The sequence below is a fragment of the Vibrio sp. QJM3NY_15 genome (assembly GCF_057785995.1).
Map to the genome: position 1 here is coordinate 1,244,615 of NZ_CM173517.1, position 26,215 is coordinate 1,270,829.

Annotated in this window: 25 protein-coding genes; 13 read left to right on the top strand and 12 right to left on the bottom strand. The window is 44.2% G+C overall.

Annotated elements, in window-relative coordinates:
• The 5 genes from AC3CKG_RS05585 (at window position 1) to AC3CKG_RS05605 (ending at window position 6,482) form a co-directional block, all read left to right on the top strand.
• A complete protein-coding gene (locus tag AC3CKG_RS05585) occupies window positions 1-1,086 on the top strand; it encodes an efflux RND transporter periplasmic adaptor subunit (protein WP_488528948.1) in 1,086 nt (361 codons plus the stop codon).
• Window positions 1,079-4,189 carry an efflux RND transporter permease subunit gene (locus tag AC3CKG_RS05590; protein WP_017109893.1) on the top strand — a complete coding sequence of 1,037 codons (3,111 nt, stop codon included), beginning with the start codon at window positions 1,079-1,081 and terminating at the stop codon, window positions 4,187-4,189. Before AC3CKG_RS05585 ends, AC3CKG_RS05590 begins: the two co-directional genes overlap by 8 nt.
• Window positions 4,190-4,322: 133 nt before the next feature.
• On the top strand, window positions 4,323-4,889 hold the full coding sequence (locus AC3CKG_RS05595) for a DNA-3-methyladenine glycosylase I (protein ID WP_099166383.1): 567 nt from the start codon (window positions 4,323-4,325) through the stop codon (window positions 4,887-4,889).
• Between the two features lie 109 nt (window positions 4,890-4,998).
• On the top strand, window positions 4,999-6,018 hold the full coding sequence (locus AC3CKG_RS05600) for a winged helix-turn-helix domain-containing protein (protein WP_488528949.1): 1,020 nt from the start codon (window positions 4,999-5,001) through the stop codon (window positions 6,016-6,018).
• Window positions 6,009-6,482, top strand: a complete 474-nt coding sequence (locus tag AC3CKG_RS05605) for a hypothetical protein (RefSeq protein ID WP_488528950.1) — start codon at window positions 6,009-6,011, stop codon at window positions 6,480-6,482. Before AC3CKG_RS05600 ends, AC3CKG_RS05605 begins: the two co-directional genes overlap by 10 nt.
• 88 nt (window positions 6,483-6,570) lie before the next feature.
• Here the strand turns inward: AC3CKG_RS05605 and AC3CKG_RS05610 are convergent, their stop codons facing one another.
• Window positions 6,571-7,755, bottom strand: coding sequence for a cystathionine beta-lyase (locus tag AC3CKG_RS05610; RefSeq protein WP_488528951.1), 1,185 nt, complete (start codon window positions 7,753-7,755; stop codon window positions 6,571-6,573).
• Window positions 7,756-7,954: 199 nt separating this feature from the next.
• Complete coding sequence (gene cls / locus AC3CKG_RS05615; protein WP_076671410.1) at window positions 7,955-9,409, bottom strand: cardiolipin synthase; 1,455 nt, start codon at window positions 9,407-9,409, stop codon at window positions 7,955-7,957.
• A 367-nt stretch (window positions 9,410-9,776) separates the two neighbouring features.
• Between cls and AC3CKG_RS05620 the strand changes: the two genes are divergently transcribed.
• From AC3CKG_RS05620 to AC3CKG_RS05635, 4 genes are all read left to right on the top strand, one after another.
• Window positions 9,777-11,210 (top strand): sodium-dependent transporter, encoded by a 1,434-nt coding sequence (locus AC3CKG_RS05620; protein WP_488528952.1) that lies wholly within the window; start codon window positions 9,777-9,779, stop codon window positions 11,208-11,210.
• Between the two features lie 205 nt (window positions 11,211-11,415).
• Window positions 11,416-13,032: a methyl-accepting chemotaxis protein gene (locus tag AC3CKG_RS05625; RefSeq protein WP_029223412.1), complete on the top strand. Its 1,617-nt coding sequence runs from the start codon at window positions 11,416-11,418 to the stop codon at window positions 13,030-13,032.
• 179 nt (window positions 13,033-13,211) lie between these two features.
• Window positions 13,212-13,910, top strand: coding sequence for a TIGR01621 family pseudouridine synthase (locus AC3CKG_RS05630; RefSeq protein ID WP_488528953.1), 699 nt, complete (start codon window positions 13,212-13,214; stop codon window positions 13,908-13,910).
• Window positions 13,911-13,918: 8 nt separating this feature from the next.
• Window positions 13,919-14,872, top strand: a complete 954-nt coding sequence (locus AC3CKG_RS05635) for a class I SAM-dependent methyltransferase (protein WP_488528954.1) — start codon at window positions 13,919-13,921, stop codon at window positions 14,870-14,872.
• Window positions 14,873-14,950: 78 nt separating this feature from the next.
• Here AC3CKG_RS05635 and AC3CKG_RS05640 read toward each other — a convergent pair whose 3' ends face one another.
• The 5 genes from AC3CKG_RS05640 to AC3CKG_RS05660 form a co-directional block, all read right to left on the bottom strand.
• A complete protein-coding gene (locus tag AC3CKG_RS05640; RefSeq protein ID WP_017105690.1) occupies window positions 14,951-15,571 on the bottom strand; it encodes a CDP-alcohol phosphatidyltransferase family protein in 621 nt (206 codons plus the stop codon).
• The gene (locus tag AC3CKG_RS05645; RefSeq protein WP_488528955.1) at window positions 15,561-16,211 is read right to left on the bottom strand and encodes an ATP-binding cassette domain-containing protein; all 651 of its coding nucleotides are present in this window, start codon (window positions 16,209-16,211) and stop codon (window positions 15,561-15,563) included. Before AC3CKG_RS05645 ends, AC3CKG_RS05640 begins: the two co-directional genes overlap by 11 nt.
• Window positions 16,177-17,877, bottom strand: a complete 1,701-nt coding sequence (locus tag AC3CKG_RS05650) for an ABC transporter permease (protein ID WP_488528956.1) — start codon at window positions 17,875-17,877, stop codon at window positions 16,177-16,179. Before AC3CKG_RS05650 ends, AC3CKG_RS05645 begins: the two co-directional genes overlap by 35 nt.
• 5 nt (window positions 17,878-17,882) lie before the next feature.
• Window positions 17,883-19,049, bottom strand: a complete 1,167-nt coding sequence (locus tag AC3CKG_RS05655; RefSeq protein WP_488528957.1) for an ABC transporter substrate-binding protein — start codon at window positions 19,047-19,049, stop codon at window positions 17,883-17,885.
• Window positions 19,050-19,408: 359 nt separating this feature from the next.
• The gene (locus AC3CKG_RS05660) at window positions 19,409-19,855 is read right to left on the bottom strand and encodes an META domain-containing protein (RefSeq protein WP_004734625.1); all 447 of its coding nucleotides are present in this window, start codon (window positions 19,853-19,855) and stop codon (window positions 19,409-19,411) included.
• A gap of 190 nt (window positions 19,856-20,045) precedes the next feature.
• Here AC3CKG_RS05660 and AC3CKG_RS05665 point away from each other — a divergent pair, with 190 nt between their 5' ends.
• Entirely contained in the window at window positions 20,046-20,306 is a 261-nt protein-coding gene (locus AC3CKG_RS05665; protein WP_017109882.1) for a DUF1289 domain-containing protein, read from the top strand.
• Window positions 20,307-20,415: 109 nt separating this feature from the next.
• Window positions 20,416-20,583, top strand: coding sequence for a hypothetical protein (locus AC3CKG_RS05670; protein ID WP_017109881.1), 168 nt, complete (start codon window positions 20,416-20,418; stop codon window positions 20,581-20,583).
• 74 nt (window positions 20,584-20,657) lie between these two features.
• Here AC3CKG_RS05670 and AC3CKG_RS05675 read toward each other — a convergent pair whose 3' ends face one another.
• The 3 genes from AC3CKG_RS05675 to AC3CKG_RS05685 all read right to left on the bottom strand — a co-directional run bounded on the left by AC3CKG_RS05675 (window position 20,658) and on the right by AC3CKG_RS05685 (window position 22,843).
• Window positions 20,658-20,960: a thiamine-binding protein gene (locus tag AC3CKG_RS05675; RefSeq protein ID WP_032501079.1), complete on the bottom strand. Its 303-nt coding sequence runs from the start codon at window positions 20,958-20,960 to the stop codon at window positions 20,658-20,660.
• Between the two features lie 171 nt (window positions 20,961-21,131).
• A complete protein-coding gene (locus AC3CKG_RS05680; protein WP_017105698.1) occupies window positions 21,132-21,353 on the bottom strand; it encodes a hypothetical protein in 222 nt (73 codons plus the stop codon).
• Window positions 21,354-21,604: 251 nt separating this feature from the next.
• On the bottom strand, window positions 21,605-22,843 hold the full coding sequence (locus tag AC3CKG_RS05685; protein ID WP_488528958.1) for a DEAD/DEAH box helicase: 1,239 nt from the start codon (window positions 22,841-22,843) through the stop codon (window positions 21,605-21,607).
• Between the two features lie 249 nt (window positions 22,844-23,092).
• Between AC3CKG_RS05685 and AC3CKG_RS05690 the strand changes: the two genes are divergently transcribed.
• Window positions 23,093-23,719: a LysE family translocator gene (locus AC3CKG_RS05690; protein WP_488528959.1), complete on the top strand. Its 627-nt coding sequence runs from the start codon at window positions 23,093-23,095 to the stop codon at window positions 23,717-23,719.
• Window positions 23,720-23,937: 218 nt separating this feature from the next.
• Window positions 23,938-24,294 carry a PilZ domain-containing protein gene (locus AC3CKG_RS05695; RefSeq protein WP_065103804.1) on the top strand — a complete coding sequence of 119 codons (357 nt, stop codon included), beginning with the start codon at window positions 23,938-23,940 and terminating at the stop codon, window positions 24,292-24,294.
• Window positions 24,295-24,450: 156 nt separating this feature from the next.
• On the opposite strand, the gene AC3CKG_RS05700 is transcribed toward AC3CKG_RS05695, so the two are convergent.
• On the bottom strand, window positions 24,451-25,575 hold the full coding sequence (locus AC3CKG_RS05700; protein ID WP_029225770.1) for a M14 family metallopeptidase: 1,125 nt from the start codon (window positions 25,573-25,575) through the stop codon (window positions 24,451-24,453).
• A gap of 152 nt (window positions 25,576-25,727) precedes the next feature.
• Window positions 25,728-26,003 (bottom strand): nitrogenase-stabilizing/protective protein NifW, encoded by a 276-nt coding sequence (locus AC3CKG_RS05705; RefSeq protein ID WP_076671431.1) that lies wholly within the window; start codon window positions 26,001-26,003, stop codon window positions 25,728-25,730.
• Window positions 26,004-26,215 lie beyond the last annotated feature (212 nt).

The following is a 26,215-nucleotide window of genomic DNA, read 5'->3' on the forward strand; positions in this document are numbered from 1 at the left end:
ATGAAGACAATTCAAATGGCTCTCGGCCTATCCTGTCTAGCTTTGCTGACGGCTTGTAAAGACAAGGCCAGCACTGAATCTGACAAGCTTCCTCTCGTCAAAACAATCGAAATTTCGGTTCTAGATTTTAATGACAAACTCTATTTCCCAGCCGTCGCAAACGCAGCTGAAAAAGCCCACCTTAGTTTTCGAGTGGCCGGTGAGATATTTAAGCTGGATGTTAAAGAAGGCGAGCGCGTAAAAGAGGGTGACATTCTTGCTGAGCTTGATCCGACTGATTACCAATTAGATGTGGACAACGCTCAAGCGAGATACACAGTAATTGATAGCCAATACAGACGTTCTAGCCCTTTGGTTAAAAAAGGCTTACTGGCTAAGTCTCAGTTTGATGAAATTGCAGCTCAACGCCAAATTGCTTACGCCGAACTTGAATTGGCAAAACTGCGTTTGTCGTTTACTAAACTTCGTGCCCCTGTTGATGGGATTATTTCGCGTGTCAGTGTTGATCAATATGAAAATATTCAAGTTGGCCAACAGATCGTGAACATTCACAGTGTTGAAGATGTGGAAGTTATTATACAACTTCCGGATCAAATCTACGTAAACCAACCCAATGAGACGATCTTGTCAAACGTTGAAGCTTTAGTGAGGGTGCCAAGCGGCAATGAGTACCCGGCTGGAATAAAAGAGTTTACGACTGAGCCTGATCCAAGCACTGGAACGTTCACTGTAACGTTAGCATTACCGATGCCTAAAGATGATTTGATTCTTGATGGTATGGCGGTTGAAGTAACTTCGCATGGCAGAGATATCGGCCTTGAGCTGAAGGCTGGCGTGCTTATCCCAATTGAAGCGGTGTTCAACGCTGATGGGGATGACCTCACTCGTACAAATTCTTACGTATGGATTCTTAATGATGACAATACTGTCTCTAAGCAGCAAGTCGTGTTAGGTAAAGCAAACCAGACAACATTACAAATTATTAAAGGATTAGAAATGGGGCAGCATGTCGTTGTTGCGGGCGTATCACGATTGCGTGATGGAATGACAGTGGAAGTATTGCCTCAGGAGACGAACGATGAGTGAAGTGAATAACAAGCCTCAAAATGACGCTCCGCAAGGTGATGACCAGATCACAGGTGTCGCGTCTTACTTTATACGTAACAAAGTCATTAGCTGGATGCTATCGCTGATCTTTTTGATTGGTGGTGTTTCTGCATTTTTTGGCTTGGGTCGTTTAGAAGATCCAGCCTTCACTATTAAAGATGCAATGGTTGTTACCTCGTATCCTGGTGCTACTCCGCAACAAGTGGAAGAGGAAGTGACCTACCCACTAGAGAAGGCGATACAACAGCTGACCTATGTGGATGAAGTTAACTCTATTTCAAGTCGTGGCCTATCACAGGTTACGGTCACCATGAAAAACAACTATGGCCCCGACGATCTTCCGCAAATTTGGGATGAATTACGTCGTAAGGTGAACGATCTCAAGGTGGAATTACCGCCCGGGGTGAATGATCCTCAGGTCATTGATGACTTCGGTGACGTTTACGGTATTTTGCTTGCCGTGACGGGAGATGGTTACAGTTATAAAGAGCTTCTCGATTATATTGATTACCTAAGGCGAGAGCTGGAATTGGTTGATGGGGTCAGTAAAGTCTCTGTTTCCGGTCAACAGCAAGAGCAGGTTTTCATTGAGATATCGATGAAGCGGATAAGCTCACTTGGGATCTCTCCAAGTACCGTCTTCAATCTACTATCGACCCAAAATATTGTATCCAGTGCTGGCGCAGTCCGGATAGGCGATGAATATATACGTATCCACCCGACGGGAGAATTTCAAAACGTTGAACAACTTGGCGATTTGATTCTAACTGAAGGTGGCGCGCAAGGGCTTATCTACTTAAAAGATGTTGCCGACGTGACACGCGGTTATGTTGAAGTACCCACCAATATCATTGGCTACAACGGAAAACTGGCCCTCAACCTTGGGGTGTCTTTTGCTCAAGGTGTGAACGTGGTGGCGGTAGGTGAAGCTTTTGACCGACGTTTGGCAGAGCTCAAGTATCAACAACCCGTTGGGATAGACATTTCTGAGGTTTATAACCAACCAAAAGAAGTGGATAAGTCGGTCAGTGGTTTTGTTGTCAGCCTTGGACAAGCGGTTGCCATCGTAATTATTGTATTACTGTTTTTCATGGGGCTTCGCTCCGGTTTGTTGATTGGTTTGATACTGCTATTGACCGTTTTCGGTACCTTCATTTTCATGCAGTACTTCAAAATCGATCTTCAGCGTATCTCACTAGGCGCATTGGTTATTGCCTTGGGGATGCTGGTGGACAACGCCATTGTGGTGGTGGAAGGGATATTGATCGGCACGCAAAAGGGACGATCCCGGATGCAGGCCGCTACTGATATCGTCACTCAAACAAAATGGCCACTGCTCGGTGCTACCGTTATTGCGGTTACGGCTTTTGCTCCAATCGGTCTATCTGAAGACTCGACGGGCGAATACTGTGGCACCTTGTTTACGGTTCTACTGATCTCGTTAATGTTGAGTTGGTTTACTGCAATCTCGATTACCCCATTTTTCGCAGATATTTTCTTCAAAGGTCAGAAGGTTGATCCTGAGAGTGAAGGCAAAGACCCATACAACGGGATGGTTTTCGTTATCTACAAAAACTTCCTAGAGTTTTGTATGAAGCGAGCTTGGTTAACCATGTTTGTTTTGGTTATCGGCTTGGGTGCGAGCGTTTACGGCTTTGGTTTTGTAAAACAAGCTTTCTTCCCATCTTCTACAACACCAATGTTCCAAGTCGATGTATGGATGCCTGAAGGGACGGATATCCGAGCGACCAACACCAAACTTAAAGTGCTGGAAAACTGGTTATCGGAACAAGAAGAATCCGAGCACATCACAACCACTGCGGGTAAAGGTTTACAGCGTTTTATGTTGACCTATTCACCGGAGAAAAGTTATAGCGCGTACGGCGAAATAACGGTTCGTGTAAAGAGCTATGAAGTACTTGAAGCGCTTATGCTTCGTTTCCGTGAACATGTTGATACGCAATTCCCTGAGATTGACTACAAACTCAAACAGATTGAATTAGGTCCAGGCGGCGGCGCAAAAATTGAAGCTCGTATTGTCGGCTCCGATCCAACAATTCTTCGTTCTATTGCCTCTCAAGTGATGGACGTGATGCGTGCGGACTCAGGTGCTTTTAACGTTCGTCATGACTGGCGTGAAAGAACTAAGGTGTTAGAGCCTCAGTTTAATGAAAGCCAAGCGCGTCGTTACGGTATCACCAAGTCTGATGTTGATGATTTCCTAGCGATGTCATTCTCAGGTAAGTCGATCGGTGTGTACCGTGATGGTACGACGCTGATGCCTATCGTGGCGCGATTGCCGGAAGATGAGCGTATTGATATTCGTAACATCGAAGGAATGAAGATTTGGAGCCCTGCATTAAGTGAGTACATTCCGCTACAGCAAGTGACGTTAGGTTACGAACTAGAGTGGGAAGACCCGTTGATCATTCGTAAGAACCGTAAGCGTATGCTAACGGTTATGGCTGATCCGGACTTATTGGGTGAAGAAACAGCATCAACGCTTCAAAAGCGTTTGCAGCCACAAATTGAAGCGATCGAGATGCCACCGGGCTATTCACTTGAATGGGGTGGTGAATATGAATCGTCGGCCGATGCGCAAGCGTCATTGTTTACGACGATGCCTTTGGGTTACTTGTTCATGTTCTTGATCACTGTGTTCCTGTTCAACTCAGTGAAAGAGCCGTTGATTGTTTGGCTAACGGTACCACTTGCCTTGATAGGGGTGACGACGGGTCTACTGGCCTTAAACACACCTTTTGGATTCATGGCGCTGTTAGGCTTCTTAAGTCTATCGGGAATGCTACTCAAGAACGGTATTGTATTGCTTGATCAGATTGGGATTGAGATGAAATCAGGTAAAGATCCGTATGTAGCGGTAGTGGATGCGGCATTGAGTCGTGTACGTCCGGTATGTATGGCGGCGATAACGACCATTCTTGGTATGATCCCACTACTGCCTGATATCTTCTTCAAGCCAATGGCGGTAACCATTATGTTTGGTTTGGGCTTTGCTACAGTACTGACACTAATTGTTGTTCCTGTGCTTTACCGTTTATTTCATAAAATTGAAGTAAGGTAATATCAGTTACCCTAAGAATGAATGCCCCTTAATGGGGCATTATTTTTTGCTAATGGCTAATTGTTAATTGTTAATTGTTAATTGTTAATTGTTATTGCTAATGGCCAACAGACCCTAAATAGAGAGGCTTAAAATGGAAATAGCTGCATCGGATCGAACATGTGCATGGGCGCTTAAGCACGAGCTTGAAAGGGAGTATCACGATAAGGAATGGGGTGTACCGGTTTATGATGACCAAGTTTTGTTTGAGTTCATTACCTTAGAAGGGGCACAAGCGGGCCTTAGCTGGATCACGATACTTAAGAAGCGAGAAGGATATCGTGCAGCTTTCGATAATTATGATCTTAATAAACTCTCGTCTATGAACGAAGACGATGTGCCAAACGTTATTGAGAACTTTGATGTGGTTAGGCATAAGGGCAAGATCGCCTCTGTCTATAACAATGCCCGAGCGACATTAGAGCTTCAAAAGGAGTTCGGTTCTCTGTCTAATGCGTTGTGGCAGTTTGTTGATAACAAGGTGGTTGATAATCAATGGACAGAGATGTCTCAAGTTCCAGCTTCTACCGAGCAATCAAAAGCGATGAGCAAGTTTTTGAAAAAGAGAGGCTTTAAGTTTGTAGGGGAAACAATCTGTTATGCGTTTATGCAGGCTACAGGAATGGTTAACGATCATATGATTGATTGCCCATATAAATAAAATTGTTATTTATCGTCGCGAAATAATTGAGTGAAAACTGGAAATTTCACTGGCCATTTATAAACTATTCAATATCATATGCGGCCGGATTCTAATGTAGACAACGATAGTGAATCAACAAAACTACCAAATATGTGATGCTAGCTATGATCCTTTACTTAGGCAGTTTGTGCGTGAGGATGGCCGCGTAGAAACTATCGCGCCGTTAGAAGGGAAGGTTTTCCTGTTCTTGTTAGAAAACGTTGGCGAATGCATTGAACGAGGTCTGATATTCAAGAAGTGTTGGGGTGATGTGATTGTCTCTGAGCAAGCGTTGACCAACGTGATCTCAAAGCTTAGAAAAACACTTAACAGAGTTACCTGCGGTTGTGCGACGATTCGTACCGTCAGTAAAACGGGTTATTCTCTGGAGATCGAAGGATCATTTAAACCTAAAATTGCAGAGCCCAAAGCGCTAACCCCAGATGCGGACTTCTTGCCAGAAACGTCTCCGATAGCATCCTCTCAAGCAGATCTTAAGCCGCTGTCAGCGATGACAAATCAAATACAAACATCAAGCAAGTCACCGGATAAAAAGCCGTTAGATGATCAAAACCATGTTATCTCTATATCTACAACACGAAACGTTGAAGAGGATAGGGAAGCTTCATTGTTGACAGATAGTACGAATGGTTCAGCTAAGGCTTCTTCGTCGATCTTCAAGCTTTTTGTACATCGCCATTTAGTCAGTGCAGGCTACTTTTTAGCCTTTGCCTGTGTGTTAGTTAGTTTATTTAATGTTCTTCAGGCTTATTATCAACCAGTGCCATACTTTGTTGATAAAAGTGATTATCGCGACAGCTTCGTACACAAAACCAATCACTACTTTTTCCACATTGTGCGCAATGAAGCCTACTCGTTGCCCGCCATCACTGAGAAGCTGATACAAGTGATTCCTAGTCATTGTAATGTCGATGTCTTTGTCCGTATCTATCCGTCGGTTAACCAACCAGAAAATGATGCTATGTATATGTTAGTTCAGAGGGAAAATGGTGAAGCTTTTAACTATATTTCATCAATTTTCGAAGTTGAGTCAGCTTTTGATTCGCTTGTAACCTACATGGCTCAAAGGAGTTACTTTTGCGAATAATTGGTTTACTAGTGGTGTTAGTACTGACAGCGGCAAGTTTCATGATTGATAGGAACGAATTAGCGGGTACTCGTTGGCATTGTAAAACCATTAAAACAGGATTTATGACGCAGGCATTTCAACCTTATCAATCCTTGTATGAACGTATGACTTTTACTTTCCAATCCGATGATACGTTTATGATTACCGAGTCGGTGAAGATTGAAGGGAAGGATGCTCAAGTGAGTAAATTGGAGCACCATTCCTCTGGACGTTATTCGTTAAAAGATGGAGAGTTGTCTATCTCAATTGTTGATTATTCGCCAACAACTGAAACTGATGATCCTGTTATTAATCAAGAGTATAGTTCGTATGAGGGTTTGAATGTTGACTACTCTGCTATTGTTACCGAGGACTCACTTTATCTATTTAATAAAAACCGCTTCGAAATTTTTAATTGGGTATGTTTCAAGGTACAGAAGTAGTTATATAACGTTTACGCTAAGAATTTACTGAAATAAAAAAGGCAGGGTGAATCCTGCCTTTTTTGTAGAAGCTTGTTTATTGTTTAACTTAAACCAAAGCGTTGTAACGCTCTAAGCCAGCTTCGAGATCGGCAATCAAATCATCGACATCCTCTAATCCGATATGTACGCGGATTAGTGTCCCTTCGAAATTAGGATTCGCCACCGTTCTTAGGCTATTAAAGCTGCTTGGTTCATTAGCAAGAATCAAACTCTCAAATCCACCCCATGAGTAACCCATGCTGAAGTGTGTCATACCATCAAGTAGAGCTGTCGTCGCTTGTGGGTTAGAATTTTTCAGAACGAATGAAAACAGGCCATTACCGCCAGTGAAATCTCGTTTGAAGAATTCATGACCGGGGCAAGACTCAAGGGCCGGGTGACGAACATGATCAACCTCAGGGCGTGTTTCTAACCATTTCGCGACTTTCAAGCTGCTTTCAGCATGTTGGCGAAGTCGAACATCCAGAGTTCGAATACCACGAAGACCAAGATAAGCGTCATCTGGAGATACGCACTGTCCCATCAAGTAACTCTGCTCTCGCAGCTGATCCCAACACTTCTCATTGGCAACAGCTATGCCTAGCATTACATCAGAGTGACCCACGATGTATTTAGTCGCGGCTTGAATCGAGATATCAACACCGAAATCAAACGGTGAGAAGTTCACACCAGCCGCCCAAGTATTATCAAGCATAACGATGATGTCATGTTCGTGAGCAATACGAGCTAGGGTTGGAACATCTTGAACTTCCATGGTCACTGAACCCGGAGACTCGGTAAACAGTACCTTGGTATTTGGCTTGATAAGGTCTTGGATGCCTTCGCCAATCGTTGGCTCGTAGTAAGTCGTTTCTACGCCCATCTTTTTCATGATGGTGTCACAGAAATCACGGGTCGGCTCGTAACAGGTATCGACCATTAAGATGTGATCACCGGTTTCAACAAACGATAAGATTGCGTTTGAGATGGCTGCAGTACCACAAGGGTAAAGAGCACAGCCTGCACCGCCTTCAACTTCAACCATTGCATCTTGAAATGCGAAATGAGTCGTGGTGCCACGGCGTCCGTAGAAAAGAGTCTTGTTAGCGCGATTAACGGTCGCTTTGCGTTTCTCTTCTACTGTGTTGAAAACAACAGTTGAAGCGCGTTGCACGGGTGGGTTTACGACGCCATTGGTCCACTTCTTATCACGGCCTGCAGTGATGAGTTTGGTGGTTTTGCTTTCGGACATGCTGTGAATTCCTTATCGAACGGTTATGTTCTATTTAAAACACGCGAGGAGGCATCAAAGCAAGAGGAGAGGCGGAGTTTTTACGGTTTTCTTTCGCTTTTTAACTTTTCAGTGAGTTTTTCAATGAAAGGCTAAAAAGCGATAGATATAAAAGTTGTGATAGATTTGATGTTTCGATGTATTCACGATTTTGTTTACATCAGAGCAGCGGATTAAATAAGTAGAAAAGCCTCTCAAAGAAACGGTTTCTCAGATTCCTTTTTTCCCATTCTTCTAATTCAACGGGATGAGAAGAATCAATATAGGATTGCTGTAATTCGGATAGTTGTTGAGTGAAGTGCACATCATCAACGGCAAGCGTCACTTCAAAGTTCAGCCACAAGCTGCGCATGTCGATATTGACCGTTCCGATCAAGCAGAACTCTTCATCGATTACTACTGACTTGGTATGAAGAAGGCCCCCGTAAAACTCATAGATCTTGACGCCAGCTTCAAGCAGTTCGGTATAAAACGCGCGAGAAGCCCATTTGACCATCAAAGAGTCATTGTTGTGTGGAATGATCAGTTCAACGTTCACACCACGCTGCGCTGTCATTTTTAGTGTCTCTAATAAGTCGGCACTGGGTACAAAGTAGGGCGTAGTGATACGAACAGAGTGATTCGCCTGATTAATCGCAATGGTTAAAACTTGGAGGATCAAATATTCCGGCATACCCGGACCTGACGGAACCACTTGTACTGGGTGATGAGTCTTTATTTCTTCGACAGCACACTCCGGTAGATCTGGAAGAATGCGTACGCCCGTTTCAACTTCCCAATCCCAACCATGAATCGCAGATAAAACATTAACTGTTGGCCCAGTCACGCGCACCATGACGTCGATCCATTGACCAACACCTGAGCTCTGTTTGAAATGAGCAGGGTCAACCATATTCATTGAGCCTGTGTAGGCAATGGTTTCATCGATGACAATGATTTTACGATGTTGCCTCAAATCGAGACGTCGTAAAAAAATACGCCAAGGGCTAACTTCTAATGCTTGCACAACGTGAACGCCAGCGTCTTTCATCATTGAATGCCAATGGCTTTTGAAGAAGCGAGGGCTACCTGCAGAATCGAGCAAAACTTTAACATCAACGCCGCGCTTCGCCGCTCGTATTAAAGCCGATGCGACTGAATCCGTTAGACCGCCAGGGTGCCAAATATAGAAAACCATCTTGATGCTGGTCTGGGCGTTTTCTATATCTTCAATAATTGCGTGTAAGATCTCATTGGGTGACGATTGCAGTGAAAGTGTGTTTCCACTGAGCGCAGGAATGCCCATCCGGTTGTTACAAAGCTCATCGATCTTGTGGATGGGAGATCCGACTTTACCGGGAAGGTGGAGCTGACAATCATTTAATTGACGGAACCAATCACCAAAGGGAGTAAACATGCGGTGCGCGCGCTCAGCCCGCTTCTTACCTAGGTTTAGCTCACCGAAAAGGAAGTAACAAGCCACTCCGACAATCGGGATAATGTAGATAACCATCAGCCACGCGAGAGAAACACTCACAGAGCGTCGTTTTAGTACGACACGGAAAGTCACACCGGCTACGAGGATCCAGTACAAAGCAACAGAAGCCAAAGTTAAAAAATGGTAGAGCTTTTCCACATTGATTACTCGAAAAAAGAGACACTTAGATAGTAATGCTATTTTGCCAATATGGGAATTTGCGGAATCAACTATTTACAAAATAGAGTAAAAACGGTAAACAGGTGAAAGTTGTTAAGTTTTAGTTAACTTAAGAAGAAAACGATTGTTTTGTACGAAAAGTCGGCATTTAACCATAAAAATTTACATTGGTAACGAAATATGTACGGTTCGCACTTCCAATTTTATTCTTAAACTGGTTTACTTGCTATATAACGAGCGTCAATCAAATCTTTTAGATGTGTAAAAATATTTGTACATCTTATCTTTTAAAGACGCCACCCAAAGCAAAACACAACATCACATAACACAAAAGTTTGGAGTACACGTGGCTACTAGTAATGCAACCACAACACCCCGCGATACCTGGGGTTCGAAATTAGGATTCGTAATGGCTGCAGCAGGTTCTGCTGTTGGCTTAGGTAACATCTGGAAATTCCCATACACAGCAGGCGAAAGTGGCGGCGGTGCATTCGTTGCAATTTACCTGTTTTTTGTAATCTTCATTGGTTTCAGTGTCATGCTGACTGAATTTGCGATTGGCCGTCATACGCAAAAATCAGCAGTAGGTGCATTTAAATCGACTGACCGTCGCTGGACGTTCGCTGGTGTTATCGGCGTAGTGAGTGGTCTACTTATCATGGGTTTCTACCCTGTAGTAGGTGGCTGGTCAATCGCATACATCGGTAAGATTGCTGGTGGTCTACTAGACGCACCTGAAGCAATCGGCGACAGCTTCGGTGGCTTTATCTCGAACCCAGTTCAACCACTTATGTGGATGGGCCTATACCTATTACTTAACGTTTTCATCGTTATGAAGGGTATTTCTGGTGGTATTGAGAAAGCGGGTAAGATTCTGATGCCACTTCTTTTCATCATCCTTATCGTGGTATCAATCAAAGGCATCATGCTTCCGGGCGCGATGGCTGGTCTTGAATTCTTATTCAGCCCTGACTTCTCTAAAGTAGACAGCGGTGTAATCCTAGCTGCACTAGGTCAAGCATTCTTCTCACTAAGTCTTGGTATGGGTTGTATGCTGACATACGGTTCTTACCTTAAGAAGAAAGAGAACCTAGTTCAAACTACTGCAATGGTTACTGCGATGGATACAGGCGTAGCTATCCTAGCTGGTGTTGCAATGTTCCCTGCAATGTTCGCATTCGGTATGGAACCAGCAGCTGGTCCTGGTCTAGTATTCGTTGTTGTTCCTCAGCTATTCGCTGAAATGGGCGGCGTAGTTGGTCTTCTATTTGCTCTTATGTTCTTCGTTGGTCTAAGTGTTGCGGCACTAACTTCTTCAGTATCTCTACTTGAAGTTGTGGTTTCTTACCTAATCGATGAGAAAGGCATGAAGCGTGTGACTGCAGTACTGTCTGCAAGTGTAGTAATGGCGATTCTATGTATCTTCGCTTCTCTATCACTTGGCGGATTCGGTCCAACATTGTTTGGTACTGGCGCATTCGATATCTTCGACCTATTAACGGATAAGATCTTCCTAGCAGTTGGCGGTATGTTGGTATGTATCTTCGCTGGTTGGAGACTAAACCGTGCTGACCTAGAGAAAGAAATCACTAACGACGGTGAAGTATCTTTCCCACTATTCGGTCTATGGTACACACTAGTTAAGTACATCATCCCAGTAGCTATCGCTATCGTAGCGTTCATGGGTATCTCTTCTGGCTTCGACAGCGGTAAAGGTGCAATCATGCTACTAGGTATTGGTATCATTGCTGGCTCTGCGATTATCTCTAAGAAGCTATAGTTCTTAGAAGCCATAGTTTTTATAAGCTATAATCGCGAGTTAAAGTAAGTTAAGAAACGGGAGCCATTGGCTCCCGTTTTTTTATGTTATTAACTTAATTATTATCGAAAAATAAAAGGCTTACATTCACTAAAGTTATCCGTGTGATAGCTGATATACTTATCGGTTAGGCCAATTGAGCCTGTATTTTTTAGGTAGGTGTTGTGTGAAATTGTCAGTGAGAAAGAAACTGTATGCCGGTTTTGGCTCTATATTGGCGGTGCTTGTCACGTTAGTCAGTATTGTATGGATAGAAGTGATTGGGGCTCACAAGAGCGCTGATGAAATTAGAATGGATGATGTGCCGGGTACGGTTACTTACCTTGTTCTGATAGATGAAGCAGGAGACGTCTACCGAGATGCATTAGGTGCGATTATTCAGGTCGACAATGCACTCAATGATTACCGCTCGAATAAGAACGAATTTGCTCAAGCCATCGCAGAAGCAAAACGTTTAGAGAGTCGAGGCTCAGAAGACCATCGTCGTATTCAGCGAATCGAAGAGCTAATGGGACGCTTCACTCAAGAGTTTGAATCGAAGCTTGTACCTAAGATCAACGATGAATCTGCGCTGTTATCGAATATCCAGCAGCTTCGTTCTTTGTATGAGAGCAACCTAATCCCAGTTGAAAACTTACTGGATCAAGCATCAGCAAGTGAGCGTGCGGATACAGAGCAATCACTGCTTGTATTAACCGAGTCGTTTACCACGATTGAACGTACCATTATGGTGTTGTCTGGCATTGCGATTGTATTTGGTAGTGTGATTGCGTATGTACTGTCTAGCTCTATCACTAACCGTTTAACTCGCGTTGAACAGGTAGCGCGACGTGTGGCAAATGGTGACCTAACGGCCGGAGATATCGTTGATGATTCGGGTGATGAACTGGCTGACTTAGCTCAGTCGATCAACCAGATGCAGAAATCATTGGTGGATCTATTGGGGTCTATCTCTTCTGTTACCAACCAAGTTCAATCGGTTACCGGAGAACTGTCGTCGATTAGTCATGACATCGTTTCTGGTGCGTCGGCACAAGCGGATAAAGCGAATCTGATTGCAACAGCAGCGGAAGAGCTAAGTTTGACGATCTCTGAAGTGGCTCAGCAGGGCACCTCTACTTATGAAGAAGCTCGACGTTCTGAGTCTTCAGCTGAAGATGGCCGTAATGTGATTGTAGAGATGGTGGCAAGCATTCAACAAGTCTCTGCTCAAATGAGTGACATGTCGGTACAGATGAACACGCTAGGTTCGCATGGTGAACAAATTGGTAGCGTGATTAAAGTGATCGAAGACATTGCTGAGCAAACCAACCTGTTGGCTTTGAATGCGGCGATTGAAGCGGCACGTGCTGGTGAGTTTGGACGTGGTTTTGCCGTGGTAGCTGACGAAGTAAGAGCGTTGGCTGAAAGAACCACCAAAGCAACGCAAGAGGTGTCTGGCATCATCCAATCGATTCAGTCTGGTACTCAAGAAGCTGTGACTTACACTCAAGACAACTGTCGTTTAGTTGAAATTGGTGTAGAGCAAAGCACAGGGGCGGTATCGGCTCTAGAAGCGATTGTTAGCGGTGCGGGCAATGTACAAAGCATGGTCAACTCTATCGCGACTGCGGCAGAAGAACAGACGGCTGTGACCAAAGAAATTGCTGCGGATATTACCGCGATCAGTGATATCTCAGAGCAATCCTTGCAACTGGCGACTCGCAGTTCTGAAAACACTTCAGGTTTGAATGCTAAGGTTGCTGAACTAGAAGCATTAGTCGGTAAGTTCAAGCTTGCTTAGTGCTTAGTGCTTAGTGCTTAGTTCGTGTTCGATAGGGACTAAAAATCGATTACCGAAAGCGGACAATTAAAAAGAAGCCCAATGATTCAATGTTTATTGAGTTCGTTGGGCTTTTTCGTAGCTGGAATCTGGGTTCAGACACGGTATACTCCACGCTCTACAATGGAGCTAGCCTTTACATGTTCGATATTCTTCTGAACCATTCAGATTTTTTACTCATTAATAAGCACCCTGGAGTCAGCGTCCACAAAGACGATGGTGACACCATGCTGCTGCAAGAAGTCGCTAATGCGCTTAATGAGCCGAAGTTATATCTCGTTCACCGCCTCGATAAAATGACCTCAGGTATTCTGCTGTTAGCAAAGAGTGCCTCGGCAGCGAGTGAGCTTTCACAGCTGTTCGCAAAGCGTGAAGTAGAGAAATACTACCTTGCGATTGGTTCGAAGAAGCCAAAGAAAAAGCAGGGGTTAATTTCTGGTGATATGGAGCGTTCACGACGCTCAAGTTGGAAGCTTCTGACAAGCAAAGAAAATCCAGCGATTACCCAGTTTTTATCTGCAACCGCTGAACCCGGCGAGCGTCTACTTTTATGTAAACCCTATACGGGGCGCACACACCAGATCCGTGTTGCGATGAAGTCGATCGGCTCGGCCATTGTTGGTGACCCTATTTACAATCCATCGAGTGAGGCTGACAGAGGATATCTGCATGCCTTCGCGATTCGATTTACCTATCAATCACAAGCCTACGAATATGTCTGCGACCCAAGGAGCCTAGACTCCTTAGGTGAGAAGTGGCATCAAGAGATCGTGTCTGCTGGTTTAGACAGTTGGCTTGAACCTTGGTCATTAACTTGGCCGAAGCTAAATACTAAGTGAGTGAAATAATGGAAGCATCAGCTTTACCTCTGTTTTTTAGTCATATTGAACAGCAACTTAATGAAGTGCCGAACGAACTACGCCGTATTTTTCACGGTCGTGGTAAGTTTTGGCCGGGCCTAGATCAACTGACATGTGATTGGGTTGATGGGCAGTTATTGGTTAACGTATTCAAAGAGGTGGATGATGAATTCTTATCATCTCTTAAAGCTGGATTGGTTGATCTGACTAATAAAGATATCTGGCAAGCAAAGCAGGGCACAAGTATTGTTCTGCAACACCGTTATGCCGATGGCGCGCCTTCAGAGGTTCTATGGGGCGAACTCAATGACTCTCCGGTTGTGGTTGAGCATGGTCTTAAATATCAACTCGACATTGGCCGTAATCAGAACTTCGGTTTGTTCCTAGATATGCGTAATGGTCGTCAGTGGGTACAAGACAATGCTAAGGATAAGAATGTTCTTAACCTGTTCGCATACACTTGTGGTTTCTCTGTCGCGGCTATCGCTGGTGGCGCTCGTCAATGCATGAACGTGGATATGTCTCGCGGTTCGTTGAATAAAGGTCGTGATAACCACCGTCTGAATGAGCACGACATGCGATCGGTTAACTTCCTTGGCTACGATATTTTTAAGTCGTGGGGAAAAATCAAGAAAGGCGGTCCATACGAGCTAGTGATCATCGATCCGCCGTCATTCCAAAAAGGCAGCTTCGCACTCACTAAAGATTACAAAAAGATCTTACGTCGTTTGACTGAGCTTCTAACAGAAGGTGGTGAAGTGATCGCGTGTGTAAACTCACCAGTAGTATCACCAAACTTCCTAATTGAGACGATGGCAGAAGAAGCACCTAGCGTTGAGTTTATTGAGCGCCTAGACAACCCGCCTGAGTTTGTTGATGTCGATCTTGATTCGAGTCTCAAGGTGCTGAGGTTTAAGATTAATGCTTCTGCTGACGCTTAATTGTTTTTAAACATCAGTTAGAAAAAACGCCGCTCATATTGAGCGGCGTTTTTGTATCTTGTTTTTGTCGTTAGATTGCTAACTCTCTTGCTGAGTCTTGAGTGTCTGGAACCCAAAATAAATACGCATAAACGTAGTTAACCAACACGCCGCGCCAAAGGTATAAGCGATAACGGCAAAGTGTTGAGGCCAAATACAGAAAGCAATGAAACAAGCGATAGTTTCTGTGCCTTCGGTTAGCCCAGACATGTAGTACAGAGACTTATGTTTATAGACTGGGTTCTCGATGCCTCGTTTGCCTGCCATCACGGCAAACGCCAAAAAGCTGCTGCCAGTGCCGATAAAAGAGAAGATCAGAAACGCACCAGCAATGGCGTTGTGCTCTGGGTTCGCAATCACAAAGCCAAAAGGAATTAACGAATAGAAAAGGAAATCGAGACTGATATCTAGGAAGCCGCCCGCATCGCTGATGCCTTGGATTCGAGCCAAAGCCCCATCAAGCCCATCACATACTCTGTTGAACACAATGAAGCCTAGCGCCCATTCGTATTGTTGAAATGCCAACGCCGGAAACGCTAAACACCCGACCAGAAAGCCAAACAAGGTGGTTTGATTAGCTGTGATACCAAATTGGTTCAGTAACTTAGCTGATTGGTTTAATGGCCACTTAATGACCTTGATGGAGTACTTATCCAGCATGATGACTTCTCCATGGCCAAGACAGTACTTGCGCCCCTTGAGGCACATCAGCTTCGTCGTGCGTGACCATTAACGTAGGGATATTCGCTTTCGTCAATTGTTCAAACACCCAATCGCGAAATTGTGCTCTTAACTCTTGATCTAGTTTGCTGAACGGTTCGTCAAGCAGGGCGAGCTTCGGCTTTGCTAACAGCATACGAGTTAAGCTTATTCTTGCTCGTTGACCACCGGATATCTGATCAGGGAAAGACTCTGCCAAGTGGGTCAATTCAATGTCTTTTAATGCGGCCATCGCTTGCTGTTGGCGAGCGGAACCCTTAATTGAATTAGGCAGAGAGAACGCCAAGTTTTCCCATACCTTGAGGTGAGGGAACAGCAAGTCATCTTGAAAAAGAATACCGACTTCACGCTGATGTGAAGGTAGGTGATCCAGCTGAATGTCGTTCAAAATAACGGTGCCAGAATACGAAAACTCATCATTAAGGTGACCCGCTACGGCGTCCAGCAAAGTCGATTTTCCGCAGCCGCTCGGCCCCATCAATGCCAATACTTGGCCTGATTCTAATGTTACGTTTAGCGCTGAAAACAGCGATTCACCATCGTTTTTATGGATGGCGAGGTCGTTGAGGTGCAGACTCATTCGTTAGAAAACCTTTAAAAGTAAGACGGCGATATCTGAGTTGAAGTCGGCTGACTAATATCGCTAAAGAGAAAAAGAACAGAGGCAATAGGGCCTGCCAAATGGCATAGATAGCTGTCACCCTGCGGTCGAAACCACTGGTTAGGGCAACGGCTTCTGTGGTGATCGTGCTAATACGGCCCGCGCCGAGCATCAATGTTGGCAGGTACTGAGCTAAACTCACGCTGATCCCGACCGCCCAAGCAAAGGCGATAGCAGGCAGCAAGATTGGCAGTTTGATTGAGTACCAACTCTGAAATGGCGACTTACCAAGGCTTAGCGAGGCTTTTATCAGACCATCATTGAAGCTCTTCCAAGGGCCGTCTAGAGATAGATAGACAAACGGAAATGCGAAGAACACATGTGCCCAAATTACCCAGAACTCATAGGCGCTGCTGCCGATATAAAGCGTGGTCACTTGCATGCCGAACAACACCGAGAGTTGAGGTATCAACATTGGTATAGCGATAATGAAGCCCGGAACTTGCCACTTGTATTTGATTCTGTATTCGTGAGCAACCAGCGCAAGCAACAAAGCGACTGAAGCGGCAATCAGACCAATCCATAAGCTTTGCCCGACGGTGCTCATGATGCCATCCCACTCAAATTGCCAAAAACGCATGCTGTAGCGACTTGGAAGTAAATCAGGGAAGCGCCAACGTTGGGCGACACTCCAGATCCCCATTAGTGGAATGATCAGCAGTGACAATGCAGCAAGCACTGCGAAGATCGTTTTTCCTGGAAGGTTAATGCCTGTTCTGCCTGAATATTGCCAAGTTCTAAAGTACTTCAGAATTGCCCATTCGATTAAACGCGCTAAGGCGATGATCAATGAAGCTAAACCGAATAAAACGATGGCGCCAGCGGCTGCTCGTGGCAATAAGTTAAGGTCTGGGTCGTTAAACCATTGCCATACCAAAACGGCAAAGGTCGGCGGGTTAGTTGGGCCAATGATCAAAGCAATATCGACAACCGACACGCTGTAAGCAAGCACGGCCAACATAGGGAAGCGAAGCTTGGTAAACCATTGTGGGAAAATACACTTCCACCAGATCTGAGAGCGGCTGTAGCCTAGCGAAGCGCTCACCTTAGTTATACGTTCTACATCAATTTGTTGAAGTATCGATATGCTCATCAGCAATAAGAACGGGACTTCTTTGAGTGCCAACATGATGATGAGACCGAACGCGTAAGGGTCTTTGACCAACAAAGCTAATTCAGAACTGGTAGCCGATTCGCCGAGTATGTGGTGCACGGCTCTTGCGCCAAGCCCCGTTGGGCTAAATAGAAAAGCAAAGCCAATGGCGAAAGCAACATGCGGAATAGCAAGCATTGGCGATAGCGTTAACTCAATCTTTCTCCAAAACTTGTTTCCCCAAGAGACTTGAAGAATACAAAAAGTCAGGAAGCAGGCAATGTAGCTGCTGGCGATCGCTGAACCTAGGCTTAAGCCAATCGAGTGCCAAGCCCCTACCCATTGGAAGACTTGGCTAAAACCGTTGAGTGAGGGCTCCTCTAAACCTAGGGGCGGGATGAAACTAAGTGACGAGGCCACTACTCCCGCTACCCCAGGAATCGTAGGGATAATGCACACAGCTATAACAACCAAATATAGAGCGCGTAGCATGAAGTTTAGTTACCGTATCGCTTAAGCCACTCTTTCTCGAGCGCGTTTTGCCAGCTAGGGTGTGGTTCATCAATTGATTTAAATTGTTGGGTGTTTTTAGCACTGCCAGTTAGGTATTTGCTGCTCAACACCGAAGGGTCGCCCCAAACATTAAGGTCACCCTTGCGAGATTGCGCTTCTGGGCTCAATAAGAAGTTAATTGTCACTTGAGCGCCTGCAGTTGCGTTGGCATTCCAAGGGATCGCAAGGAAGTGAATATTTGATAAAGCGCCGCTTTCTAGAGCATAAGCCTTGGTGGTTTCCGCTAAACGGCCACTTGCTTGCGCTGAATACACAGAGTTTGGATTGAATGTTATGGCTAGGTCGAGTTGTCCATCATCCAGAAGTTGGATACTTTCAGATGTGCCTGCTGGGAATTGTTTGCCACCACGCCATGCCACTTTATGAAATTTATCTAAGTAAGCCCACAGTGGTGCTGTAACTTCTTGGAAGTTGTCTTCAGACACAGGCTGAGCAAGTGCAGGGTTGTTGTCTGTTAGCTCAATCAGTAGAGACTTGATGAAGCTGGTGCCGTGAAATTCAGGTGGGCGAGGGTAGCTTAAGCGGTTAGGGAAAGCTTGAGCATAGCTCAATATCTCTGAGAACGATTGTGGCGGATTGTTCAGCGTTTCTTGGTCGTGGATGAACACAAGTTGTCCAACGCCCCATGGTGCTTCTAGGCCTTCTGTCGGCTCCGAGAAGTCGACATCAATAGGCAGAGACTTATCGACATACTGCCAGTTTGGAAGTGATTCCGTGAATGGTCCAAACAACAGCGCATTGTCTTTCATCGAACGGAAGTTTTCACCATTAATCCAAACGATATCGACACTGCCTTCACTGTTCTTACCTGCCGCTTTTTCTGCAAGTAAACGAGTGGTGGTTTCTGCAATATCAGTGACTTTGACATGTTTTAAGGTAACACCGTAGTCACTCTGTAACTTCTTACCTGCCCATTGTAGGTAACGATTGATCTCTTGGCTTCCGCCCCAAGCGTGAAAGTAGACAGTTTCTCCCTCTGCCTGCTGTTCTATTTGGTTCCAACTGTCGGTGGATGTTGCTTCATCAGCATAAATGGTTGCGCTGTATGCAACGGTTGCCATGATTCCTAACGTACTTACTATCTTGTTCATAAACTTTTCCATTTGGTAGTGAACGGGCAAGAGCATTGTATTGTCGAACTCCCTTGGCCGTGTTGACCTTTCGTGGCTAACGAAAGATCAACACGGCATAATAGTTATTCTATCTGTTTCTGAAATAATTTCTAATTCAATAGTAAATTCAATCAATTACTAGGAGCCTCTGCCATCCTAGCAACAGACCGTTAAAGCGGTGAATTAATTGCACCTAAATGAGGTTTTTTTGATATTTATTGGAGGTTGGTACGAAAATCTGGCGATAAGTGGTGTTTTGAATGCATTGGGCTGTCGAGCAAGCAATAAAAAAGGAGCCATGAAGGCTCCTTTAATCGATATCTGTTTTCAATGACGGATTAGTTTACCCAGTCACGAATTGTGTACGTTAGTGTGTGTACATCGTTTTTAAGTACTAGCGTATCGTTTGTTAGGGTTACGTCGCTCCACTCGCTTAGAGTAGCTGAAACCGATTGTTCGATTTCCATCGCAGAGCCGTGACACATTTTCATTGTCATGCCCATTTGCTTGATACGGAATTGACCGTCTTTCAGCTCGCCCTGACCGAAGAAGTTGTTACAACCAGCCATGCCGTTTGCAGTCATCTTTTCGCCGATCTCTAGACGAGGAGCTGCTTGGTCTTCGCTTTTCACAATGTCCTTGCCATCAATTTGCGCAAGTTCCCAATTATGGTGCTGTAGATCGGTTGGTGTTACTTGCATCGCGTTGTCACCTGTTGTTGTGCATGCTGCTAGCATCATAGGTAAAGCGGCTACTGCGAGTAATTTTTTTGAACTAAACTTCATATTATAAGGCTCCAAAGGAAAGAACGAAGTTACCGAATAAGTGTAACTTGATGGGTTCAAAGTATAGTTTACAAAACACTATATGTGTCAGTATAAGGTCATAGTTTAGTATGGATTTAATCGGTCTGGCGACAAATTAATCGCTTATTTTTGAATTAGTAAGCTTAATTTCGATGTGTAAGGAGACAGGGTGGAGCAGTTAGAGTTTTTCCAAGTTCCAAGCCCTTGTGTTGGGGTTTGCTCAAGCGATGAAAAAGGCTATTGCCATGGCTGTATGCGCAAAAGAGAAGAGCGCTTTAATTGGATGTCGATGACATCTGCGGAGCAGTTGCATGTCATAAAATTATGCCGTCAGCGCTATAGAAGAAAAATAATGAAGCAAAACAACTTGGTTGGTAAGCCTGAAGAAGAAGAGGGAAACACAAGTCCCCAAAGAGATCTTTTCGGCTAAACAATAACTATTGAGTTTTTATTTAACTCCGAAGTAACTATTACTTTACATAATGGTTGGGGTGTAATATTAAGGTAGGTACCTTTGTACCAGAAGGAGTGGTGTCGGTATGAATAAAAAGGACGTGAAAATCAAAAAAAAACCAGTCAAAGCACTGGATAAAAAACCTATCGGGGCGAAAGATGACCCTGAAGAGAGCCCGCGTGATTGGCATTCGATGTCAGAAGAAGAGCGAATGGAAATCCTTTCTCACCTTTCGGACATGCCTTTTCAATAACATCACTGGTTCATCAGAGTCTTTCTCAATAGTCACATTTTCGTAAGCCAACAAGCTCTTAAATGAACGTTTTTTTAAACAAACATGTGATTCGCTTTCGTTACACCACGATGGTACGTGCAAAATGTATCATCGGCCTCGGTGGTCTTACTATGAATCTTAATGTTGGTTATGACTTCGACAGCCCCTGCATCGTAACAAGCTTGCTCGGCCTTTTTAACGATCTCGAGTAATTGGTTAAGCTCACCTTTCATTGTGGTTTCCATCGCACCGATTTGAAAAGGAACATCAGCTGCTTTCACTACTTCAATTGCTTTATCAACCACTTCGAAATTGTTGCCTTCTTTAACGCGAGGGATCACTTGGAAGGCAACCATCACTTCTTTTTCTCTTTTTAACTCAGACACTTTCTGCTTACTCAATGAAGGGAAATTGTTGCAGATAATAGGTTAATGCGGAGATAAATTCTACAGCGGTTATGCTGGCTTATTCGCTTATTCGCTTATTCGCTTATTCGCTTATTCGCTTATTCGCTTATTGCCTTTGGCCTACTTACTACCCCAGTGGTCGCTAACCCAACCGCCTATGTGCTCATCGAAATGACTGCCACTGAACCTGTGGTTGCGTTCAACTGAACAGTCACTCTCGTCTTTGTTATCTATTAGGGTTTGTATGTAGCTTGCCATCGGGTCATTGGAACATTGACGATCTCGGCGAGTTGCCACTTCCTTAATCAGTTGCAATCGATATGTAGAGCTAGCACGTTTCATTTCAATGACCTCCTGTTTTAGACACTAATAGAAAAATCTAGTTGCCAGATATAGGGGCGTCAACGTGATCAGAAAGTATTTTTTTTGAGCAACCAAGAATCAATACGTTGGCATCATAATTCATAAAAGTGTCATTTAACTTGGTGTGATTAAGCGGTCTTTTTCAGGTTTAGCTGGCAGTTTTTCTTTGAATAAAAAAGCCCAGTTAATACTGGGCTAATCAATTTTCTATGGTTATTTTGAAGAACTAGTTATCTCGAAGAATTTGGCTTGCTCTTAAATTGCTTAACACTCTTCTTTTTTGCTGTTCTGCGATTGGCCACTTTGTCCTTTGGCGGACGTTTCCTCGCTGTTGCTTCAGATGCGGGTTTATCTGTTACCGGAAACCCTTCTAATGACTGCAACGGAAGTGCTTTGTTGGTGAGAGTTCGAATGGCGTCTAAATGTTCTGTTTCACCGTGGCTCACAAGGGAAATTGCTAATCCAGTGCTTCCAGCTCTGGCTGTGCGTCCGACACGGTGTACGTAAGTGGCAGAGTGAGCTGGTAAGTCAAAGTTAATGACTACAGGCAGTTGGTCTATATGTATGCCTCTAGCCATCACATCAGTTGCGATTAACACTCGTGTTTCACCATTTTTGAAACTTTCTAATGCTTGCGCTCTTTCTTCTTGGCTTTTGTTGCCGTGTAAGGCACTTACGCTAATTTTTGCTTTATTCAATCGCTTGGTTAGTGAGTCTGCATTGTCTTTGGCACTGATGAAAACCAGTACCTGTGGCCACTGATGTTGGTTCAGTAACGCGATGAGCGCTTGAGGTTTACTTCCCTTATTCACTAGGTAGAGCGTTTCTTCAATGGCCGAAACGACACTGTTCTCTTGATGCGTCGTGATCTTTACTGGGTTAGTAAGCAGCGCCTCGGCCTGACTGACCAGCTCTTTTGGCAGCGTAGCCGAAAACAGCAGTGTTTGATGTTTCTTAGGAAGAGCAGAAATAATGGTTTGAATATCTGGCCAAAATCCCATATCGAGTAAACGGTCTGCCTCATCAAGAACTAAAGACTCGCATTGGCTTAGCACTAGCTTGTTCTCTTGAATCACGGCAAGTAGGCGGCCAGGAGTTGCGATCACGAGTTGTGGCTTCTCTAACAATTGCTGTTGCTGACTATCGATATCAATTCCACCAGTAAGTGTCACTGTTTTGATATCAAGTGCGGTTGCGATGGGTTCTAGAGCTTTGGCTACTTGAGAGGCAAGCTCACGGGTTGGAACAATGATGACCGCTTGCAGTTCACGTATTGCAACATTGATGTTATTTAACACAGGTAAGCCAAACGCCAATGTTTTCCCACTGCCTGTTTGGGCTAAGGCGAGAACGTCTTTGCCCGAAACAATATGGGGAATAGCCGATTGCTGCACCTCTGTAGGAGTCTGGAGGTGGGTGGGGATTGCAGCAAGAGTTTGAGCGTTTAGGGTTAGGCTATCAAATGACATAAATGAACCAAGTATCAAAAGGGAGGTGGAGTCTAACAGGGCTATAAATGTTAGAGAATGAGTTTTGCAGCGTTACAGGATAAACGGGTGAATTATACACGTTAAATTTAAGCGTTATCCATACCAGTGAACTAAGACAAGCATAAGCTAATAAACGTTTGGCATATTGTAATGGTGTTGAATGGACGTACAATACCCGCCCTAAAACGATCAAGAATGATTAGGAAGCGATAAGGAAATGAGAGCGAAATGAGTTGGGAAAGTATCTGGCTGTTTATTGTCATCGTGTTTTTTATTGCCATTATTCCAGGCCCAAATGCTCTGTTGGTATTGAGCACGGCTTTAACACAAAGAAAGCTGTTTGCGTTTATCAACGTATTGGGTGTGTCATGCGGGTTCTTTTTTCATGCGTTTGTTTCTGCAAATGGCATGAGCTTACTATTATCTCAGACCCCAATGGCGTTTGAAGGGCTTAAGTGGCTGGGCGTCTTGTACTTAGTCTGGCTTGGTTATAATCACTTTCGAGCGGCACTGCGCGCTCAAGATGGCGTGCTTGCTGTGGTGAGTGCATCAGGAAGTAAGCTTTATCATCAGTTTGTGAAAGGGTTGTTGACCAACTTACTTAATCCTAAAATTGTTCTGTTTTATCTTTCAATATTCCCTCAGTTTGTTTCTACGAGCAACATTGTATCCGACAGCTTAATGTTGGGCGCGATACAGGCGACAGTGGTTGCTACCTGGTTTTTGGTTGTCATTCTGATGGCTGATACGTTTAAGAGGTTATTAACTCAAAAGCGCACTTCTCAATGGATGAACATTGTGTGCGGGTTGTTGTTTGTTGGCTTCAGTATTCAATTGGCGCTGTTTCAGCTTTAGGGTTCATCGCTAACAATCGAGCTCCTAACATATCCGACTCACATCTCACTTTTTACTGAATGCTCAGCAATCCTTGTTTCTCTGCATAAATCTCTAAAGCATTAGCTCGTAAAGTCGATATAATAATCAGCTATCAATTTGGTGAATATGTTCGTTCGAAATCCAATTGAAGCTAACGACTATTGCTTGACCGAGTAAACAGAGACAGGGAGTCACAGATGAGTGAAGAGTCATTCACCCAGAAACGCAAATATTACCGCTTGAAGTACCCAAAAAAGGCACGTCCAGTGATGCGAATTAAGGATGAGCTTTTTCATGTCAGTGAAGTGTCTGAAAAGGGTGTGCGCTTGATGATGCGTAACATCATTCCTGTTTATCGAGGTTTCTCAATGGCAGGAAGCTTAAGATTGCACGATAACAACACCATTGATATTCGTGGTGCAGTGCTGCGACAAGAAGGCGATGAAGTGATCGTTCAGTTGCTACAAGGACCAAGCTTCAAAGATATGGTGTCAGAACAAAGACACATTAGACAAAGGTACCCAGTATTTTTTGCTAGCCTCAGAGTGGCATAGAAAGCTTTTAAAGTTAAATGCCTTAAAGCCTAAGCCACTCATTCAGAACCGATATTAAAAAGCCCAGCACTTTCACAAGTGCTGGGCTTTGCTATATATGTAAGCAAACTAACTATACGGACAAACTAAGGAACTTAGTTCGTCTTATGGTTCGTTTTATAGCTCGTCTACTGTTGCCCAAACCGCTGCTAGCATGTCGTGACCAAATGCAACGCTACGCTCTGGAGACCAACCGTACAGTTCGTCAGCGTGGCTGATGTGATCTTTAAACGGCATCTCGACAGTGTAAGCCAGACATTTGAACTGCTCACCGATCCAATTTGTGCCGACGGTCATATTTGCTTTGCCCGGTTCGTCTTTATCGTAACCAAATTCATCTTGGAATTCTGGCGTGATAGTCAGAAGCGCTTGCTTGAAGTGATTCTCTAGTTTTGCAATGCGTTCGTTGTATGAAGGTGTGCCTTCGCTACCCGCGACAAAGTTATACGGGATTGCTTCGTCGCCATGAATGTCTAGACATAGGTCAACGCCCGTTTCTAGCATGCGTTCACGTACAAGGAAAACTTCAGGGCTGCGTTCCATAGAAGGTGACTGCCATTCACGGTTTAGGTTAACGCCAATACCGTTGGTGCGCAGATGGCCACGGATGCTGCCATCTGGGTTCATGTTAGGCACAACACGGAATACAACGCTGTCTAGCAGTGAGCGTCCTACTGTGTCTGTCTCATCGAGTAGACGTTGAAGCAAGCCTTCGATTAGCCATTCAGCCATGGTCTCGCCAGGGTGTTGGCGACCAATAACCCAGATGTTTTTCTTCTCTTCACTTGGCTCACCGATAGTTAGCAAAGTGATGTCATTGTTGTCTAATGTGTGACCCAGAGTTTCTAGCTTACAAGCAGGGTGCGTTTGAGCACTGTGTAGAAGATCTTGATGACGATCGTATGAGTACGGCGCGAAGTACGCGAAGTACATTGAATCGTGTTCAGGAATGATATCGAAACTTAGTGTGTCGCCATCGAACTGAGACGGAATACGGAACCATTCTTCACGGTCATAAGATGCAACCACATCGTAATCTTTCCAGCCTTCAGGATAAGCAGAAGTTGCCAATTGACCGATTTCAAAGTGATGAGCTTGTTGAGCTTCGCTCTCTAAACGGAAGTGGAACCACTGAGAGATTTCAGTCTGGTTGTCTGCTGGGATCGTCAGTTGAATGTTTTGTGGTGAATCTGCTGAAACGACGTGAATGTTGCCGCTTTCGAAGTTGCTGAAAATTTTCATTGTAGTTTTTATCTCGTAGTTGAGTTGCCGTAAGATTAGCACACTTTTTTTCGAGCAAACTACTAACTAAATCGTAATGAGATGTTATTTCAGCTATCTGTTTTTTCGCTGCCTACTTTTAAATCGTCAGCTGTTTAACTGTTAACTTTTAGCTATCGGCGTTGGCAAGTCGTGCAACCACGACAGGCTGATCGTGTGTAACGATCCAGCTTACTGCGTTGCACCTTACAATAGGCATTTTTCAGCGCTCTTCTTCCAGAAAACCAATCATCCGGCTTTGACAGGATCAGATAACCATTGAAGCGCTTCACAAGCTCTATTCTATTTTGGTCGATGAACTTGCTATCAAATCCAATTTCAAAGTAATCAAGCGCTTGTTCAATCGAAGTGAAACTCGCTATTTTTTGTTGGAATTCTATTTGGTTCATTGAGTAAAGAGTTTATGAAAATAGGTAGCCGATATTGTATTGGATTTACAATTTACTTCATTGATTTGGGAGGCGGTTTGGTGCGTTGATATCAAATTAATCAATTGTAGGTATCAAACCAAAGCTTTGTATTTGCAGGGTGATTAGGTTGTCAGAGTGTTCATTTTATAAAGCGACCTCATTCTCTCAGAAAGGTTCATTTTTTATTCCTC

Bases quoted from the DNA above. Each gene is read 5' to 3' on its own strand.
- AC3CKG_RS05595 (WP_099166383.1), top strand. From the start codon at position 4,323: ATGGAAATAGCTGCATCGGATCGAACATGTGCATGGGCGCTTAAGCAC.
- AC3CKG_RS05650 (WP_488528956.1), bottom strand. From the start codon at position 17,877: ATGCTACGCGCTCTATATTTGGTTGTTATAGCTGTGTGCATTATCCCT.
- AC3CKG_RS05690 (WP_488528959.1), top strand. From the start codon at position 23,093: ATGAGTTGGGAAAGTATCTGGCTGTTTATTGTCATCGTGTTTTTTATT.
- AC3CKG_RS05655 (WP_488528957.1), bottom strand. From the start codon at position 19,049: ATGAACAAGATAGTAAGTACGTTAGGAATCATGGCAACCGTTGCATAC.
- AC3CKG_RS05645 (WP_488528955.1), bottom strand. From the start codon at position 16,211: ATGAGTCTGCACCTCAACGACCTCGCCATCCATAAAAACGATGGTGAA.
- AC3CKG_RS05700 (WP_029225770.1), bottom strand. From the start codon at position 25,575: ATGAAAATTTTCAGCAACTTCGAAAGCGGCAACATTCACGTCGTTTCA.
- AC3CKG_RS05670 (WP_017109881.1), top strand. From the start codon at position 20,416: ATGAATAAAAAGGACGTGAAAATCAAAAAAAAACCAGTCAAAGCACTG.
- AC3CKG_RS05590 (WP_017109893.1), top strand. From the start codon at position 1,079: ATGAGTGAAGTGAATAACAAGCCTCAAAATGACGCTCCGCAAGGTGAT.
- AC3CKG_RS05630 (WP_488528953.1), top strand. From the start codon at position 13,212: ATGTTCGATATTCTTCTGAACCATTCAGATTTTTTACTCATTAATAAG.
- AC3CKG_RS05610 (WP_488528951.1), bottom strand. From the start codon at position 7,755: ATGTCCGAAAGCAAAACCACCAAACTCATCACTGCAGGCCGTGATAAG.
- AC3CKG_RS05680 (WP_017105698.1), bottom strand. From the start codon at position 21,353: ATGAAACGTGCTAGCTCTACATATCGATTGCAACTGATTAAGGAAGTG.
- AC3CKG_RS05705 (WP_076671431.1), bottom strand. From the start codon at position 26,003: ATGAACCAAATAGAATTCCAACAAAAAATAGCGAGTTTCACTTCGATT.
- AC3CKG_RS05675 (WP_032501079.1), bottom strand. From the start codon at position 20,960: ATGGTTGCCTTCCAAGTGATCCCTCGCGTTAAAGAAGGCAACAATTTC.
- AC3CKG_RS05585 (WP_488528948.1), top strand. From the start codon at position 1: ATGAAGACAATTCAAATGGCTCTCGGCCTATCCTGTCTAGCTTTGCTG.
- AC3CKG_RS05660 (WP_004734625.1), bottom strand. From the start codon at position 19,855: ATGAAGTTTAGTTCAAAAAAATTACTCGCAGTAGCCGCTTTACCTATG.
- AC3CKG_RS05635 (WP_488528954.1), top strand. From the start codon at position 13,919: ATGGAAGCATCAGCTTTACCTCTGTTTTTTAGTCATATTGAACAGCAA.
- AC3CKG_RS05640 (WP_017105690.1), bottom strand. From the start codon at position 15,571: ATGCTGGATAAGTACTCCATCAAGGTCATTAAGTGGCCATTAAACCAA.
- AC3CKG_RS05685 (WP_488528958.1), bottom strand. From the start codon at position 22,843: ATGTCATTTGATAGCCTAACCCTAAACGCTCAAACTCTTGCTGCAATC.
- AC3CKG_RS05695 (WP_065103804.1), top strand. From the start codon at position 23,938: ATGAGTGAAGAGTCATTCACCCAGAAACGCAAATATTACCGCTTGAAG.